Genomic DNA, 15,727 nt, shown 5'->3' with positions numbered 1-15,727 from the left:
CATCGCAGTCGCGGGGCTGGCCTTCATCGCCTGGGCCGTCTGGGGGCCGAGCCCGGCGCTTTCCTACGGGCTGATCGCGGCGGTGTCGGTGCTCATCATCGCCTGCCCCTGCGCGCTGGGGCTGGCGACGCCCATGAGCATCATGGTTGGCGTCGGCAAGGGCGCCGGAGCCGGGGTGCTCATCAAGAACGCCGAGGCGCTCGAGCACATGGAGAAGGTCGACACGCTGGTCGTGGACAAGACCGGCACGCTGACCGTGGGCAAGCCCAAGGTCGTGGCCGTGGTTCCGGCGCCGGGGCTGACCGAGGTCGAGATCCTGCCGCTCGCAGCCAGCCTGGAGCGGTCCAGCGAGCACCCGCTGGCGGCCGCCGTCGTCGCCGCGGCAAGGGAACGCGGCATGGCCTTTGGGGAGCCTGCCGACTTCGCCTCCGTCACCGGCAAGGGGGTGACCGGCACGGTGGAGGGACGCCACGTCGCGCTCGGCAACGCGCGGCTGATGCAGGAACTCGGGGTGGATCTGGGCGAGCTGGCCGCCAAGGCGGACGAGCTGCGGCGCGAGGGCGGCACGGCGCTGTTCCTGGCCGTGGACGGCAAGCCGGGCGGTGTCATCGCGGTCGCCGACCCCATCAAGCAGACCACGCCAGCGGCGCTGGAGAGCCTGAGGGCCGCTGGCATCCACATCGTCATGCTGACCGGCGACAACCGCACCACGGCCGAGGCGGTCGCTCGGAAGCTGGGCATCGACGAGTTCCAGGGCGACGTCCTGCCCGAGGACAAGCATCGCATCGTCCGGGAACTCCGCGCGAAGGGGAAGGTCGTCGCCATGGCGGGCGACGGGGTCAATGATGCGCCAGCTCTCGCCGAGGCCGACGTCGGCATCGCGATGGGCACCGGCACCGACGTGGCCATGCAGAGCGCGGGCGTGACCTTGGTGAAGGGCGACCTGGCTGGCATCGCGCGGGCGCGGCACCTGTCGCGCGCGGTGATGCGCAACATCCGCCAGAACCTGTTCTTCGCCTTCGTCTACAACGCGGCGGGGGTGCCGCTCGCGGCGGGCGTGCTCTACCCGTTCCTCGGCATCCTGCTCAGCCCGATCGTCGCCGCGTTGGCCATGGCGCTGAGCTCGGTGTCCGTCATCGGCAACTCGCTGCGGCTGCGGACGGTGCGACTGTAGTCGGCTGGCGACTGGGAGCGGCCTGGGCCGCTCCCCGTGGATCCGCCCGTGGGCCTCCGCGAAAGCAGCGTGGGGGCAGCGCTCTCGCCCGGCTCTCCAGCGCCCGGTCGGTGCTCGACATCAAGCTGCGGTGCCGTGAGCGAGGTGGGCTACGGGCGAGGAAGGTCAGCGTAACGCGTCGACGTAGTAGGTTCCCCCGGGGTCCCTTTCCACGCCGACGGCCTTAGCCTCGTCCCGCTTGGCCTTGTCCAGGAACACGTCCTGGCCGTCGATTGCGATCCGGACGAAGCTTTCCGGAGGCCGTGGCACGTCCGGCGAGAAGAGAACGACCCGCTCCGGGAGCTGGAGGCGGCCGTCTTCCCGCCGGGCCGCTTCGAGGCGCCTCGACAGGAGGGGTCTCACGGCAGGGTTCCAGCTCCTCGCCTCGGGGTAGAGCTCCACCTCGACCGCCACCGCAGGCCCCTCGGGCCGGGCATGCGTCCGGCCAAGCACCCGGTAGGCATGACCGCCCAGGATGCGGGCCTCCTCGTCGTCGCGGTACAGCCGAAAGCCCATCCTTTCCCAGAACGGGATGGACGACGCGGGCTGGCACTCGATCCGCAGGAGGCAGTCGCCGATCCGGCTCGCCTCGGCGACGACGTGTTCGGCGAGCAGGCGGCCGTGGCCGCGGCCCCGTCGGTCCGGCCGGACCTCGAGGATGTCCGGCACCCAGACCCGGCCCGCGAGGAAGGCGACGGCCTCGCCGTCCTCGCGGAGCACGAGAAGCTCGCCGTCGCGGTGGCAGCTCTCGACCACGGTCCGGTTGCACCAGAAGCCTTCGCCCGTCTCCTCGTCCTCCTGCTTCAGCCAGCGCAGGATCTCGTTGAGGTTGGAGCGCGTGGCTTGGGCGACGGTGACGGTCATGCGGCATCTCCCATCCAGGTTCGAGCGGAGGCCGCCCGACGCGGGCATCGTCCGCCGGTCATGCTCCACGCCCTTGGCGGCACGCGCCCCTACCTTACCGGCACCGACACTCGGCCGCTCAGGGCGAGCTGCAACTCGTCATGCTCGAAGGCTGTGGACATGCGATCGATCTCGGATGCCTTGATCCTGAGAGAGGCGGCGACGTCCCGCCACTGCGACGTGGCAGCCGCCACCTCGCCCACGATCTCGTCGGCGCGGGCGGCGGACACGCCGAAGTATTCGGCGTTCTCGCGCGCCAGCTCAATCGAGCAGGTGCCTTCGTCAAGGCTGATGTTCGTCGACAGGATGTGCGCCTTCACGTCCACCGGGACCGGGTTGAGGTCGTAGGCAGGGGACAGCCGCCACCCTGTCTCGCCGGTCCACAGGAAGCCGTGGTTGCGCAGGTGGTCGTCGACGTTGGAGACGAGGATGTTGAACACCATGCGCCGGAAAAGCTCCTCCGCGTCGGCGTCCGTGTCGGATCCGTGGGTGCGCAGCACGTCCACGAGTTCCGGGTAGCTGCCCCGGCCCCCGCCCACGAGGTTCACCATCGACATCGCCGAGAGGAAGGGGACGCGGTGCCCCGCGGCGTCCCGGTCAAAGCGGCGGGACACCAGGACCGGCTTCCGGGCCACCCGCTCGAGGCGGTGCTCCGCCGTGCGGATGCCCGCCTTGCCCGCCAGCCGGAGGGCGACCTCCTCCCAGGTCTCGATCGAGTAGTCGTCGTCGTTGGGGAACTTGGCAATGGCGAGGTGCCCGTCCTTGTCGGCCACCGACGCCTTCGGCCGGGCGCCGCCCAGCGACGAACCGGGCGCGAAGAGGAGAAGGAGGTCGTCGTCCGTTTCCTCGTCCCGCAGGACCCGCTCGGTGACCGACAGCAGGCGCGGGAGCTCGATGAAGGGCGGCACGCCGTTCTCCCGAAGCGGGGATTGGAACGCGTCCTGGCCGACCCGGCGGAACCGCAGCGCCCCGAGACGGGCCACGTCGGCCACCCCGAGCAGGTAATCCGCCTCGGTGAGCGTCCGGACCGCCCGGTTCTGCCGCTTCGCGGTCTTCCGCTCCATGCGCTGCATGAGCCGACGGCCCCAGGTATCCGGAGCGGAGTCCCCGATCGACGCGAACATGTCGCGCCCCTTGTCCGGGGCGAAGACGCCGCGGCCCACCGCCATCGAGGGCTCGAGCGAGAAATGTCCCGCCACGCCCCTCCAGCCGTCGTCGTAGATGAAGGTGGCGCTGTTCCGGCCGCTGCGGGCCATCACCCGCAGGATTCCAACCAGGTGGGTCCTCCCGGCGAGTTCGGCGTGAACCTCGATCTCCCCCTCGTTCATCGGCCGGGGGCCTCCGCCACCCTCTTCGCGCGGACGCGCTTGGGCAGCTGCTCGTCGGCCAGGTCCGCCCCGACCGGATCGTCAGCGGCCAGGTCAGCGAGCGGGCCGATCAGCCCCAGGGCCTGCAGCACCGACGCATAGATCCCGAACGACACGGCGGGATCCCCGTGCTCGACGCGCGCCAGGGTGCCCCGCGAGATGAAGGCGCGTTCCGCGACCACCTCCATCGGCAGATGGCGCCGCAGCCGTGCCCTGCGCAGGTCGGATCCGAGCTTGCGGATGGCTCGCCTCGCGCCAAGGGTCGGTGTGTGGGGGGTTGCCATGAGCTAATGCCAGCTTGGGTGGACGCTGCGGCGTATAATGTGCTCTCAAGCTACCATTAAGTCAAGGGTTCTACCCGGCGGGCAACCATGAAGGACGACTTCCCCGCCTTGTGGGGGCGAGTTCCACGGCCACCGGGGCCGGGCGCCGCAGAGGCGACGAGCATCCGGGAGTCCGAACTCCGGACCAAGCTGGATGCCGTGCTCGGCGCGGCTCGGTCCGGCGAGACCTCGCCCGTTGCACGGACGCGCCGACGGGATTCTCCGCGCTACCTCCGCAGGAACGCCTTGCTCAGGGCAGGTCCGACTCATGGCCGGTCCGAGGCCGTCTTGGCACTGCCCTCGGCGCGGCCGGGGTGCCGTTCGCGGCGGGCGTGCTCTACCCGTTCATCGGTGCGGCTCAGCCCGACTGTCGCGGCGCTGGCCATGGCCCCGGGGTTCGGCGTGTGACTGGGAGCGGCTCACACCGCTCCCGCCCAACCGGTCAGTGCCTGTGCTGGCCCGCCGCAGGCGCGGTTCCGGCGGCACCCGCCTGCGGGTGCATCTGGTCGCAGTGCGAAATCATCGCCTGCATGTCAGGGCTCATGGTGGCGCCCGGCCGCATCTGCTGACGCATCTGGGCGCAGTGGGCCGCCATCTGCTGCATGTTCATCCCGCGCATGTCATGGCCCTGCATGCCTGACATCCCGGACATGCTGTGTCCCTGCATGCCCATCCCGGACATGCCGCCGGTCTGCTGCGCCGCAGGCGGGCTCGGCTGCTGGGCGCAGGCCGCGAGCGAGAGGCCCAGCGCCAGCGCGAGGCCGGTGCGGCGAAGCGTCGTGGTGTCGATCATCCCGGCGTGTCTCCTTCGTTGCCGTATCCGCCGTCGCCTGTCGGCCGCGGCGCGGGCGGGCGCCGACGGCCCGTCGCGACGCGGCCAGGCGCCACGGTAGACGGGAAGACGCGGGACGCCTCCATCCGGAGCGCCGGTCCTGTGTGACAAAGTATGAAAGCGGCCCCTCCTGGGCGTCCGCGAGGGCAGACGTCGAATCACGGCTTGACCTTCCCACCAGTGCAGGGCGCACGGTCGCGGCTGGGCGGCGCTCGAAGCCCTGGCGAATGCGGAGGCGGAGATGCCAACTCCCCGAAGACTGGAGGACCGGGTTCTAACGGCTCTCCAGCAGGCCCTGAACGAGGGCCGGTTAGATGCGGCCGAGCACCTGCTGCAGGCCATCGAGGCGCTCTGCGCCGACGCGGCACCGGGCTCGCCGCTGGCCGAGGCGTACCTCGCGGCGGTGGCAGGCCGCCGAAGAGTTGCCGAGATCGTCAGCGGGGCCGGGCGCGGCCCTCGTACATGAACGTGAGCGGCCTCGGCCCGCGCACGTAGCCGGTCCTGAGGTCATCCAGCCGGAACCCTGCCGCCAGGACGAGGTCGTCCATCTTTCGGTTCAGGTGGCAACCCCCGGCGACGCGCCGCCAGGTGGGCGTGAGCCGGTCCTGCCACCAGCGGACGCGCGGATCGGGCGCGCGGCCGTGCTCCACGAACAGCAGCGCGCCGCCGGGCCGCAGGACGCGGCGCGCCTCCCGCAGAGCCTGGACGGCGTCGCCGACGCTGCACATCGTCCAGGTGGTCACCACGATGTCGGCGCTGCGGTCCTCCAGGGGCAGTCGCTCGCTCGACGCCTCGACGAGCTCGACGGGGAACGATGCTCCCCGGGATCGGTCCTCCGCCATCCGGAGGAGCGCGGGCGACGGGTCGACGCCGACCACCGAGGTCACGTCCGACCCGTAGAATCCAAGGTTCAGGCCGGAGCCGATGCCGAGCTCCAGCACCCGCCCCGCGGCGGCGCGCCCGACCCGCTGGCGGAAGGGCACGAGCTCCCTGTGCCGCATGGCGAGCGCGAGCAGGCGAGGCAGGACGAAGCGTTCGTAAACACCCATGGCGGCCCCTCCGTCCAGGTTCTGGCTCCAGGGGGCAAGTCGAACGCGGCGGCGAGAAGGCCGCCGACGGTCACAGCGGTGCGACGGGGCGCTCCCGTCCCGGCCAAATGCCGAGGCGGCCGCCCGGGCCGAGCGGGCTTGGTATGCCACGCGCGCGCGCCAACGACGGCGACCAGGGGCCCTGGCCGATCTCCTGGCCGGAAGCGTCGGCAGTGGTCACCGGCCTGCTGGCGCCGCCAACGGTTCCGGGCAGCGTCCCGCTGCATCCCACCAGCAGCAGGCCCGAGATCGACAGGACCAGCGCGGCACGAGACGCCGAACCCCGTCGCCGCACGAGGCGAGCGTCCATGTGCTTTCCGTGCATCGTGTTTCTCTCCCGTCTGTCCGGTGTTGCCGAAGCACCGGCTCCGCCATTCCTCTGATCCCACGCGCGGTGGTCGGGTGGCATCGAGTCCATGCAGCGCGGTCATCGCGAGCGTCCCGGTGACTCCGGCCGCAGGCAGCGCCCGGCACTTCCCCCGCCGGTGCTGGTGTGGTTCAACGGCAGCCATGTTCCGGCGGGGCGGCGGTGTCCATCTGTCGCCGCACCGTCCATAGGGGAACGCCACGCCGTCCCTGGCGCCGCCCGGGACCCGGTCATCTTCTCCGCCGCTGAAGCGAATGACTGAACGGAGCCAGCCCCATGTCGACGGTCGAAGTTCGCAGCGCCCTCGAGAGGACCGCGAGAATTTTCTCCAAGGATCCGGCGAAGGCGAGGGCCGCCAGTCCGGCCGTGACCGCGGTCCTCGAGAACGGTTTGGTGTGCCGGATCAGCGGTCCTTCCGGCGAGCTCCGCACCGACATGCCGTCCGCCATGGGTGGGGGTGCCTCCGCGCCCAGCCCGGGCTGGCTCCTGCGGAGCGCGATCGCGTCCTGCACCGCGACGGTTATCGCCATGCGCGCCGCCCAGCTCGGGATTGCGCTCGACCTGCTGGAGGTGAGCGTGACGAGCGGCGGCGACGCGCGGGGCATGCTGGGCCTCGACGAGGCCGTGTCGGCCGCGATGACCGACCTCCGCACGCGCGTGAGGATCGGCGCGGAGGGCGTCCCCGACGACACGCTGGTCGAACTTGTCCGTTGGGCCGAAGCGCACGCGCCGGTCACGTGCACGATCCGGGGCGGCGGCATCCAGCCCGTGGGGATCGAGCTCCGCTGAGCTTCGGCCCCCGCAGCGCGGGGCAGCGGGCCTACGGCTGCGCCTCGATCGCTCGCAGGCAGCGGTTGGGCCACTGCCCGCCCTTGCGACCGATGCGTGTCGCGGTCCGGCGGGCAGGGTCCCGCACCAGGCGGGGCCGGGCATTTGCACTATTGGCGTTGACGGTCACGACGGCCCTGAAGCCGCTGCAGACCGAAGGCTGATCGGCTCCCTCCTCTTCCTGCTCTGGTAGCAAGGAGCCCCTCGACTGTCATCCCGCCACCCCTTGCGTGGTCGCCCATCGCGCCGCGCCCGCGCGGTGGGCCGAGTGCAGGGCCAGCGCGGGCACGACGAGCCATTGCAGCAGGGGCGAGACGCCGACGTCGAAGCCGAGGACCGGCACCACCGGCATCAGGTCGGAGTAGGCCCAGCTCTCGCGGACGACGATGTTCAGCCACTCGCTGAAGGTGGTGTAGCCGAGCCCGAACGCCATGGTGAGCGCGCCGACCGCCCCCAACCGCCGGACGGGCCAGTCCCGGTGCCCGACGAGCACGAGGCCGAGGGTCAGCGAGGCAAGCGCAATGAGAAGGTCGCCGAGGGTGCAGTGGACGACCGCGAACAGCTTCTCGCCCGTGGTCCCAGTCCGCCATAGCGTGTAGAGCGGGAGGTGGGCCGCCTCCCACACGAGGTCGCCCGCAACGACGGTCAGCAGGTAAGCGCGCAATGCGGCGAGCCAGTTCGGGACGCCAGTCACGGATGACGGTCTTCCTCAAGGCGTGGGAGTCCCGCCGCCCACTCATCGGACGACGGGACCCATTCGGTCACCCGTGGCCGGGCTGCGTGTCGCGCGGGGCGGACGGGGAGCGCTGCATGCCCTCCATCATCCGGTTGCAGTTCTCCATCATGCGGTTCATTTGCGCCGGATCCATCTGACCCATCATGTTCATCATCCCCATCATGCCGCCCCGTCCCATCATGCCCTGGTCGGGCGCGGGCGCCTGCTGCGGCGCCGGAGCCTGCGGTGTCTGGGCCTGGTTCCCTTGCGCGAGGGCCACGGTCGCGCCGAGGGCGGTGGCGAGCAGGGCCGCCGCGGCGGCCATCGGGATGCGCTTCGTCGTCATATCGAATTTCCTTCCGTTGATTGTGGCGCCGACGGCGCCCGTGAAACCAGCGTCGCTCCGCTCACTGGGGCAGGCTGGATTGGGAACCACCGGCGGCGGCGCCCGGCCTGGCCGAGGCGTTCCCATCGGAGCCGCCGTGGCCCTTCATGCACATCGCCATCATCGCGGCGCAGGGCAGGGCATAGAGCAGCGGGAGAACCGCCGCCGTGCCGAGCCACGTCGATCCGGCAAGAAGGCCAGTCGCCGCGAGCACGGCTGCAAGCATGAGCAGACCACTGCGTCCCTGCAGGAACGCCGGGGCGCGGGCCCAGGTGGCGGCCAGTCGATGCTGCTGGACGCCTTCGTCGGGCGGAAGGCCCGTGGTTAGGGCAAGATCCCGTGAGGGGCTGGAGGTGTTCATCTTTCAGTTCCGTTCGTTGTGCCGCTGTGCACGGCATGTGGGAGGACACGTTCCGGAGGACCGGTGACGCGTCTCGGCCTGCGGCATCCGCGTGGACTGGGCGTCGCGCCAAACCAGGCGGAGAGCGGCCGATCGAAGCCACCCGAGCGGGCGGCTTCGGCAATCAGGTGAACGGGATGGGGGGATCGAGGGCGGGTTCGATTGACCGTCCCTCGCGCGCGTCGGCGCCAGCCCAGTAGATGGTCGGGGTCCAGGTCAGCGGACCCCCGGCCGGGTTCTCCGGGGCGGCCAAGCTGTTGGAGACGCAGCCGAGCGCGTCAACGCAGGCGGGCGTCATTCCCTTGCAGGGTACAGGAGTCTGGGCGTGTCTGGTAGACGCCTGGTGGTCGACGACGGTCATGTGCACGGCGCCGCACGGGACCGCGGCAACCGCCTGGGCCGCTGGCGCCCCGACCAGGGCGATGGCGGCCAGGATGGCGAGCAGGGGCCTGAGGAGGCGAATCACCATGGTTTGGGACCTGGGCAGCGGGGACGGGCCTTTCAAGGCGTCGGCCGACCGTCGAGGCCGGGCAAACCAACCGGCCGTGCGGCTGGGTGTACGATCGGTGGACAGCATGCGCTCAGGATTGCCTGGCATGATGAACCCGCCTCCCAGGCACCGGGTGAGACTGCGGGCGCCCGAGCAGGCCGCAACCGCCAAGCACGACCGCGGAACCACTCATGCAAACCTCCTGCCGGTTGCCTCTCGCCGCGGCCGGGCATCCGGGACGCGAGGCGACGTCCAATGATGGCCGGGAGATTGAACCTGCGGCTGCGCGGAGTGAAATGCCGCATGCTTCCAATCTCGATGCGCCGGGCGCATTCCGAGCGGAAACACCGCCCGCGGTCGGCCGTGCCGACCGCGCAGGCTGGGCGGCGCGTGCTGAAGGTCTCGACCCTCCTCTCGTCAGCCACGACCTCCTCCATGTCGGTCGGGTGACCGCGGCCAGAGCATCCGACCTTCCCACATGGCAAGGTCAATAGGGCCGGGCAGCCACCGAGGCGGCACGGAAACCCAGCTTCGCGAGATGAGATGCTTCGGCGGGAGCATCGTAGGGCGCGACAGCGACTTGCCCAGGTTGGCCGTGAAGTTGCTCGCAAATCCTCGGCACGGGTATAGAATCTCGGCCATGACGCGGACCAAACGCATCCTGGCGATGCTGCTGGTCACCGCCGCGTTTCTGACCGGCGGCCCCTACGGGTCCGCGTTGCCCGCCGCGCTGGCCAGCATCAGCAGCACCGCGGGCAGCGCCGCGCCACTCTGCGACGGGTGCTGCGGCAGCGCGCTGCCCCGCTGCCTGCCGAATGCGCCCTGCGGGTTGGCCTGCCCGCAGCTGCCCGCCCTGCCTTCGGCGGTTCCCGCGTCCTGGCCCGCCGGGTCCGCGCAGCCGGTGCCGCTGCCCGCCAGCGATCTCGCGGGCACCGTGCCGCGGCCGGATCCGCCGCCTCCGCGAGCCTGATCCTCCAGACGCCGGGCGCGAGCGCACCGCGTCGGCGGTGGCCCGAAGCCCTGTCCAGGATCAACGACGGCTCGGCCCCGCAGTCGGGCCGCCTCCAGAGGAAACAATCGATGTTCAAGTCCGCTCTCAATCCGCTGCATGCCGCGGCGCTCGCCGTCGCGGTCGCTGGCTGCGCCAGCGCGTTCCAAACCTCGTCCGAGAGCTACCGCTTCGAGCTGGTCGACTCGCAGGTGCGGGCGAGCGACACGGGCGTCCAGCTGCGCGTGCGGCTGGTGCGTCTGCCGGACAACCGGCCGGTGACCGGCGCCGAGATCTACGGCCAGCGGCTCGGCATGTGGATGTCCGGATACAAGACCACCACGTGGCGGATGACGGCCGCGGTCGGCCCGGCCGAGGCCGAGGGCAACGGCGTCTACCGCCTGCGCGCCGAGCTGCCGATGGCGGGCGAGTGGAGCCTGTCCCTCTCGGCCCGGGTGCCGGGCGAGGCGCGGCCCGTGCGCGGCACGGTCAGGGTTCGCGCCTCCTAGCTCCGGTCGCCTTCCGCCGAGGCGGTGTCGTGCCTGCGCCTGGTCGAGCCGCAGAGCCTTCTGAGGAGGCTGACGGCTCGGCCTCGCCATTTTGCCCCTTGATTCCGTACCTAGGTACGGACCCCACATTGGGCGCGAGGTGACGGGATGACGGCAGGACTCACCATCGGCAAGGCCGCCCGCGCGGGGGGCGTCGGTGTCGAGACAATCCGGTTCTACGAGCGGCAGCGCCTGGTGGCGCAGCCGCCGAAGCCGATGGGGGCAGGCGTGCGGCTGTACCCGGCCGACACGGTCGAGCGCATCCGCTTCATCAAGGAGGCCCAGGAGCTCGGCTTCTCCCTGCGCGAGATCCACGAGCTCCTGGCACTGCGGGCCGACCCCGTCGCCGACTGTTCCGACGTGCGGGAGCGGGCGACAGCGAAGCTCGATGATGTCCGGCGGAAGATCCAGCGTCTCCAGGACATTGGTGCCGCGCTGGAGCGGCTGATCGCGGTCTGCCCCGGAAGTGGCGGCCTACAGGCGTGCTCGATCATGGACGCGCTGACGCCGCACCCAGGTCAGGCATCCCGGCGGCGGCGGGACGGCGCGTCGTCCCAATCCAACCCGAGCGACGAAGGGAATGCACCGATGAAGAACGCGACCTTCAAGATCGAGGGCCTGCGCTGCGACGGCTGCGCCGACACCGTCAAAGGGCTTGTGGGGAAGGAGCCGGGCGTCAAGGCCGCCTCCGTCTCCTTCGCCGACGGCGAGGCCCGCGTCCTCTACGACCCGCAGGCCACCGACGAGGAGCGTCTGGTCGCAACGATCCAGAAGCCCGGCTTCCGCGTCATCGAGCGCCGGTGACCGACGGGGCCACCCTGACGAGCCTGGTGCTCCTCCCGGTGGGCCTCGGCCTGCTGGGCTTCGTCGAGCCGTGCTCCATCGGCTCGACGCTCCTGGTCATCAAGCACCTGGAGGGCCGGGGCGCGGCCAGCAAGATCGCCCAGGTCGGCGTCTTCGCGGCCACCCGCGCCGTGTTCGTCGGCCTCCTGGGCATGCTCGCGGTCGTGCTGGGCAGCGCCTTTGTGGGCTTCCAGCGGGCCGCCTGGGTGGCCCTCGGCGCGGTCTACCTGGTGATCGGCCTTCTCTACGTCGCGGGCCGTTCCGGGACGCTGATGGTCTCCCTGGGGCCGGGCTTCACCCGCCTGTCCGACACCCGCGGCTCGGCTGCCCTCGGCCTCCTGTTCGGCCTCAACATACCCGCCTGCGCTGGCCCGCTGCTCGTTGCGTTGCTCGGCGCCGCGGCCGCGGGCGGCGCCTCCGGGGCGACGCTCGCCAGCGGCTTCGTCTCCCTGGGGCTGTTCGGCCTCGCCCTGTCGCTGCCGCTCGTCCTCGCGGTGCTCGTCGCGCCCGCCCGGCGGGCGCTCGACTGGCTGGTGGGGCTGTCCCGGCGCCTGCCGGTCTGGACCGGCCTGCTGCTTGTCGTCCTCGGCGCCTGGTCCATCACGCTTGGCCTGTCCGCCCCGGCGGGGCCGTAGCCGCCAACGAAACCACCAAGGAGATCACCATGGCCACGGCAGCAACGGCCGAACCCGGCTTCCGCCCGTGGACGGAGGAGCCCGCCGCCCGGCCGGACCGGGCGCGCATCCGCGCCCGCATCGGCGGCCTGCACTGCTCGCTCTGCACCGGCACCGTCGAGAAGGCGCTCGGGCGCCAGCCCGGCGTCGACAAGGTCGCGGTCAGCCTCACGCACGAGCAGGCGCTCGTCGAGTACGACCCCAAGGTGGCGCGCCCCGAGCAGCTACTCCAGGTGCTGCGCGACATCGGCTACACCGTCTCCGATCCGCGCAAGCTGCGCACCTTCGAGGAGGAGGAGCGCGACCTCGTCCGCGAGAGCCGCCGCTTCGTGGTCGCCGTCGCCCTCAGCGTCGCCTCCATCCCCATCATCGCCGACCCGACGGTCGGCTGGATCGGCTACCTCCCCGCCCTGGTCTGCCTCAGCCTCGGCGCGATGGTGTTCCTGGTCCTGAAGAAGACCAGCCTCTGGACCGCCAGCCTCGCCATCGGCGGCCTCACCGTCATGGCCCTGAGCCTGCTCACCCTGAACCTCCAGGGCTACCTGACGCGGGTCGGGCCGTGGATCGTCGCGGCGCTCGCATTGGTCCTGGTCTTCGGAGTCGCGCAGCACATCCTGGTCATGGCCTACCAGGCGTTGCGGCGCGGCATCCTGAACCAGCACGTCCTGCTCGAGGTCGGCGCCTTCGCGGGTCTCGTCGGCGGCGCCATCGGGCTCGTCCTGGACCGGCCGGGCTATCCGACGGCGGCGTTCTTCGCCGTCTCGGTGATGGTCGCGACCTACCACATCTTCTCCGAGTGGCTCTCGCTCATCGTCAAGACGCGCAGTTCTCAGGCGGTGAAGAAGCTGCTCAACCTCCAGGCCGAGACCGCCCGCGTCGTGCGGGACGGCGCCGAGGTCGAGCTGCCGCTCGAGGACATCAGGGTCGGCGACCTGGTCCGCATCCGCCCGGGTGAGCGCATCCCCGTGGACGGCACGGTCGAGGGCGGCCGCTCCGGCGTCGACCAGTCCCTCGTCACCGGCGAGCCGATCCCGGTCGAGAAGGCGGAGGGCACCGCCGTCATCGGCGGCTCCATCAACGGCACCGGCACGTTGCTGGTCGAGGCCACCGCGGTCGGCGAGGGCAGCTTCCTGCACCGGATCGTCCGCGAGGTCGAGGACGCGCGGGCGCTGAAGCCCGGCCTCCTGCACCTCGTCGACCAGGTGCTGCGCATCTACACGCCGACCGTGCTCGTGGTCGCCGGGCTCGCCCTCGTCGGCTGGCTGGTCGGCTCCTGGCTCGCCACCGGGGAGGCTGACGTGGAGCGGGCGGTGTTCGCCTGCCTCAGCGTGCTGGTGATGGGCTACCCGTGCGCGGTCGGCATCTCGGCGCCGCTCTCCATCGTGCGCGGGGCTGGGGACGCCGCCGAGCAAGGAATCCTGATGCGCACCGGCGAGGCGTTCCAGGGCTACCGGCTGGCGACCCGGATCGTGCTCGACAAGACCGGCACACTCACCGAGGGGCGCCCGCTCGTACAGGAGATCGAGGCCATCGAGGGAACGGAGGATGAGCTCCTCGCCCTGGCCGCCGCGGCCGAGGCGTCCTCCGAGCACCCGCTTGCGCAGGCCGTCATCAAGGCCGCCTTCGAGCGCGGCGCCGTCCCACCCGAGGTGGAATCCTTCGAGGCCATCCCCGGCAAGGGCGTCGTCGCGCGGATCGGGGGCGGCGAGATCCTCGTTGGCAACCCGCGCTTCCTGGTGGAGCGCGGCGTCGACCTGGCGCGCCTCGCCGGGCGGATCGGCGCCCTGGAGGAGGCGGGACGCACGGTGATTGCGGTCGCGCAGGACGGGCGCGCGCTCGGGGCGGTGGCCCTGGGTGACACGCTCCGGCCGGACGCGGCGCGGGCGGTCGCGGCGCTGCGCCGGGCGGGGGTCGCGCTCATCCTGGTCACCGGCGACAACGAGCGCGCGGCGCGGCGGGTCGCGGCGGAGCTCGGCATCGAGGAGGTGCACGCGGGCGTCCTGCCGCACGAGAAGGCGGAGACCGTGCGCCGCCTGCAAGCCGACGGGAGCCGGGTGGCGATGGTGGGCGACGGCATCAACGACGCGCCCGCGCTGATGCAGGCCGACGTCGGCATCGCCATGGGCGGCGGCACCGACATCGCCATCGAGTCCGCCGACATCATCATCCTGTCGAACCGCCTGGAGGCCCTGCCCGTCGCCCGCGAGGTCAGCCGCCGCAGCTACGGCAAGATGTTGCAGAACGTGGCGCTCGCCTTCGCCTTCAACGGCGTCGGCATCCCGGTGGCGGCCACCGGCCTCATCCACCCGGTGTGGGCGATGGTCGCCATGGCGGTCAGCGTCACGGCGATCTTCGTCAACTCGCTCTCGGGCCAGCCCAGGCTGTTCTTCGAGGCGATCTCGAGCGTCGGGCAACCGACAGGTACGGCGGCCACGCCGACCGCGGCGTGAGCGGGCCACGGATGGGGACGAGCAACGTGGGCGATTCGATGCAACCGGTCCCAGGCGCTGCCAATGAACATGAGCGCGAGCGCCTCCTCCGCATGCTCGCGGCGGCCACCTTCGTCATCTTCTTCCAGGCCTACATGGTCGCGCCGATCATACCCGCCCTGTCGGACACCTTCGGGACGTCGGTCGAGAGGGTCGGGCTCATCGTCCCGGCGTACCTGATCCCCTACGGGATCGCGACGCTCGTCTATGGCCTCCTGGCGGACCGGCTCGGCATCCACCGCGTCATGTCCGCGTCGCTGGCGGCCTTCGCGGTGCTCACCGCCCTGACGGCGACGGCGGCCTCCATCGAGCAGATCGCCCTGTGGCGGATCCTGACAGGGCTCGGCGCCAGTGGCGTCGTGCCGCTCGGCCTCGCGCTCGTCGGCCGCATGTTTCCGTACGAGCAGCGCGGCCGCCCGCTCGGCTGGCTGTTCGGCGCCATGGCCGGAGGGATGGCCTTCGGCGCGCCGCTGGGCGCCATCGTGGTTCCATTCGTCGGCTGGCAGGGGCTGTTCCTCGTGGTCGGGGCGGCCGGGACGGGTCTCCTGCTCCTGTTCCTGCCCTATCGCCGCATCGTCGCCGCCTCGGCGCAGCCGGTGGCGGGCACGCTCGGAGACCTCTTCCGCGGCTACCGGAAGCTGCTCGGCACCCCGCGGGGGCGCCGCACCTACGGCTACGTCCTCGTCAACTCGGTGTTCCACTCGGGCGTCTTCACCTGGCTCGCTGTCTATCTCGAGCGGCACTACGAGATCGGGCCCGTCGGCATCGGCCTGGCGCTGCTCGGATACGGCGTGCCGGGGTTCCTGCTCGGGTCCGCCATCGGCCGGGCGGCGGATCGCTGGGGCCGCGCCCGGCTGCTGCCCATCGGTCTGGCGCTCAGCGCCCTTGCCGCCGTGCTCCTGATTGTCAGCTTCCCGGTGATCCTCGCCCCGGTGGTCGCGATGCTCCTCTCCCTGGGCTACGACATGACCCAGCCCTTGTTCGCGGGCATCGTCACCTCGCTCGGCGGCAAGCGGCCCGGGCAGGCCATGGGGTTGAACGTCTTCACCCTGTTCGTCGGGTTTGGCCTGGGCAGCCTCATCTTCGGGGAGTTGCTCCGGTTCGGCTTCGGGGCCGCGCTCGGGGCCTTCGCCGCGGTGGAGGCGGCCGCGGCCCTGGCGTCGATCACGCTGTTCCGGTCGGAGCTTCCGCCCCGGGCGGCCTGAAACCCGTGGGATGGACGGGAGCGCAGGGGCGGCACCGCACGTCAATGGTGGGACCGCCCGTCCATCTCC

The 15,727-nt window shown here is 71.4% G+C and carries 18 protein-coding genes; 8 read left to right on the top strand and 10 right to left on the bottom strand.

Annotated elements, in window-relative coordinates; translation table 11 throughout:
- Positions 1–1,174 (top strand): heavy metal translocating P-type ATPase (locus tag NJ376_RS08400; protein WP_252952792.1); only part of this gene is annotated, 1,174 nt, incomplete at its 5' end.
- 165 nt (positions 1,175–1,339) lie between these two features.
- Here the strand turns inward: NJ376_RS08400 and NJ376_RS08395 are convergent.
- The 6 genes from NJ376_RS08395 to NJ376_RS08370 all read right to left on the bottom strand — a co-directional run bounded on the left by NJ376_RS08395 (position 1,340) and on the right by NJ376_RS08370 (position 6,036).
- Positions 1,340–2,077 carry a GNAT family N-acetyltransferase gene (locus NJ376_RS08395; RefSeq protein WP_252952791.1) on the bottom strand — a complete coding sequence of 246 codons (738 nt, stop codon included), beginning with the start codon at positions 2,075–2,077 and terminating at the stop codon, positions 1,340–1,342.
- 89 nt (positions 2,078–2,166) lie between these two features.
- Positions 2,167–3,444 carry a type II toxin-antitoxin system HipA family toxin gene (locus tag NJ376_RS08390; RefSeq protein ID WP_252952790.1) on the bottom strand — a complete coding sequence of 426 codons (1,278 nt, stop codon included), beginning with the start codon at positions 3,442–3,444 and terminating at the stop codon, positions 2,167–2,169.
- Complete coding sequence (locus NJ376_RS08385) at positions 3,441–3,767, bottom strand: helix-turn-helix domain-containing protein (RefSeq protein ID WP_252952789.1); 327 nt, start codon at positions 3,765–3,767, stop codon at positions 3,441–3,443. The genes NJ376_RS08390 and NJ376_RS08385 overlap by 4 nt, the downstream gene beginning before the upstream one ends.
- Positions 3,768–4,248: 481 nt before the next feature.
- Positions 4,249–4,599: a hypothetical protein gene (locus tag NJ376_RS08380; protein ID WP_252952788.1), complete on the bottom strand. Its 351-nt coding sequence runs from the start codon at positions 4,597–4,599 to the stop codon at positions 4,249–4,251.
- Between the two features lie 473 nt (positions 4,600–5,072).
- The gene (locus NJ376_RS08375; RefSeq protein WP_252952787.1) at positions 5,073–5,687 is read right to left on the bottom strand and encodes a class I SAM-dependent methyltransferase; all 615 of its coding nucleotides are present in this window, start codon (positions 5,685–5,687) and stop codon (positions 5,073–5,075) included.
- 70 nt (positions 5,688–5,757) lie between these two features.
- On the bottom strand, positions 5,758–6,036 hold the full coding sequence (locus NJ376_RS08370; protein WP_252952786.1) for a hypothetical protein: 279 nt from the start codon (positions 6,034–6,036) through the stop codon (positions 5,758–5,760).
- A 333-nt stretch (positions 6,037–6,369) separates the two neighbouring features.
- Here NJ376_RS08370 and NJ376_RS08365 point away from each other — a divergent pair, with 333 nt between their 5' ends.
- The gene (locus NJ376_RS08365; protein WP_252952785.1) at positions 6,370–6,882 is read left to right on the top strand and encodes an OsmC family protein; all 513 of its coding nucleotides are present in this window, start codon (positions 6,370–6,372) and stop codon (positions 6,880–6,882) included.
- Between the two features lie 250 nt (positions 6,883–7,132).
- Here NJ376_RS08365 and NJ376_RS08360 read toward each other — a convergent pair whose 3' ends face one another.
- The 4 genes from NJ376_RS08360 to NJ376_RS08345 all read right to left on the bottom strand — a co-directional run bounded on the left by NJ376_RS08360 (position 7,133) and on the right by NJ376_RS08345 (position 8,890).
- A complete protein-coding gene (locus NJ376_RS08360; RefSeq protein WP_252952784.1) occupies positions 7,133–7,615 on the bottom strand; it encodes a hypothetical protein in 483 nt (160 codons plus the stop codon).
- A gap of 67 nt (positions 7,616–7,682) precedes the next feature.
- The gene (locus NJ376_RS08355) at positions 7,683–7,982 is read right to left on the bottom strand and encodes a hypothetical protein (RefSeq protein ID WP_252952783.1); all 300 of its coding nucleotides are present in this window, start codon (positions 7,980–7,982) and stop codon (positions 7,683–7,685) included.
- Between the two features lie 61 nt (positions 7,983–8,043).
- Complete coding sequence (locus tag NJ376_RS08350; protein ID WP_252952782.1) at positions 8,044–8,382, bottom strand: hypothetical protein; 339 nt, start codon at positions 8,380–8,382, stop codon at positions 8,044–8,046.
- 163 nt (positions 8,383–8,545) lie between these two features.
- Positions 8,546–8,890: a hypothetical protein gene (locus tag NJ376_RS08345; RefSeq protein WP_252952781.1), complete on the bottom strand. Its 345-nt coding sequence runs from the start codon at positions 8,888–8,890 to the stop codon at positions 8,546–8,548.
- A gap of 661 nt (positions 8,891–9,551) precedes the next feature.
- Between NJ376_RS08345 and NJ376_RS08340 the strand changes: the two genes are divergently transcribed.
- From NJ376_RS08340 to NJ376_RS08315, 6 genes are all read left to right on the top strand, one after another.
- Positions 9,552–9,881 carry a hypothetical protein gene (locus tag NJ376_RS08340; protein ID WP_252952780.1) on the top strand — a complete coding sequence of 110 codons (330 nt, stop codon included), beginning with the start codon at positions 9,552–9,554 and terminating at the stop codon, positions 9,879–9,881.
- Positions 9,882–9,991: 110 nt separating this feature from the next.
- Complete coding sequence (locus tag NJ376_RS08335) at positions 9,992–10,408, top strand: FixH family protein (RefSeq protein ID WP_252952779.1); 417 nt, start codon at positions 9,992–9,994, stop codon at positions 10,406–10,408.
- Positions 10,409–10,555: 147 nt separating this feature from the next.
- A complete protein-coding gene (locus NJ376_RS08330; RefSeq protein WP_252952778.1) occupies positions 10,556–11,251 on the top strand; it encodes a MerR family DNA-binding protein in 696 nt (231 codons plus the stop codon).
- Complete coding sequence (locus tag NJ376_RS08325) at positions 11,248–11,925, top strand: cytochrome c biogenesis protein CcdA (RefSeq protein ID WP_252952777.1); 678 nt, start codon at positions 11,248–11,250, stop codon at positions 11,923–11,925. The genes NJ376_RS08330 and NJ376_RS08325 overlap by 4 nt, the downstream gene beginning before the upstream one ends.
- A 29-nt stretch (positions 11,926–11,954) precedes the next feature.
- On the top strand, positions 11,955–14,414 hold the full coding sequence (locus NJ376_RS08320; RefSeq protein ID WP_252952776.1) for a heavy metal translocating P-type ATPase: 2,460 nt from the start codon (positions 11,955–11,957) through the stop codon (positions 14,412–14,414).
- A 26-nt stretch (positions 14,415–14,440) separates the two neighbouring features.
- On the top strand, positions 14,441–15,658 hold the full coding sequence (locus NJ376_RS08315) for an MFS transporter (RefSeq protein WP_252952775.1): 1,218 nt from the start codon (positions 14,441–14,443) through the stop codon (positions 15,656–15,658).
- Positions 15,659–15,727 lie beyond the last annotated feature (69 nt).

The organism is Siccirubricoccus soli (assembly GCF_024178315.1).
Taxonomy (GTDB): Bacteria; Pseudomonadota; Alphaproteobacteria; order Acetobacterales; family Acetobacteraceae; genus Siccirubricoccus; species Siccirubricoccus soli.
The sequence above is the reverse complement of the archived record's forward strand: the minus strand, read 5'-3'. Positions and strand labels throughout refer to the sequence as shown.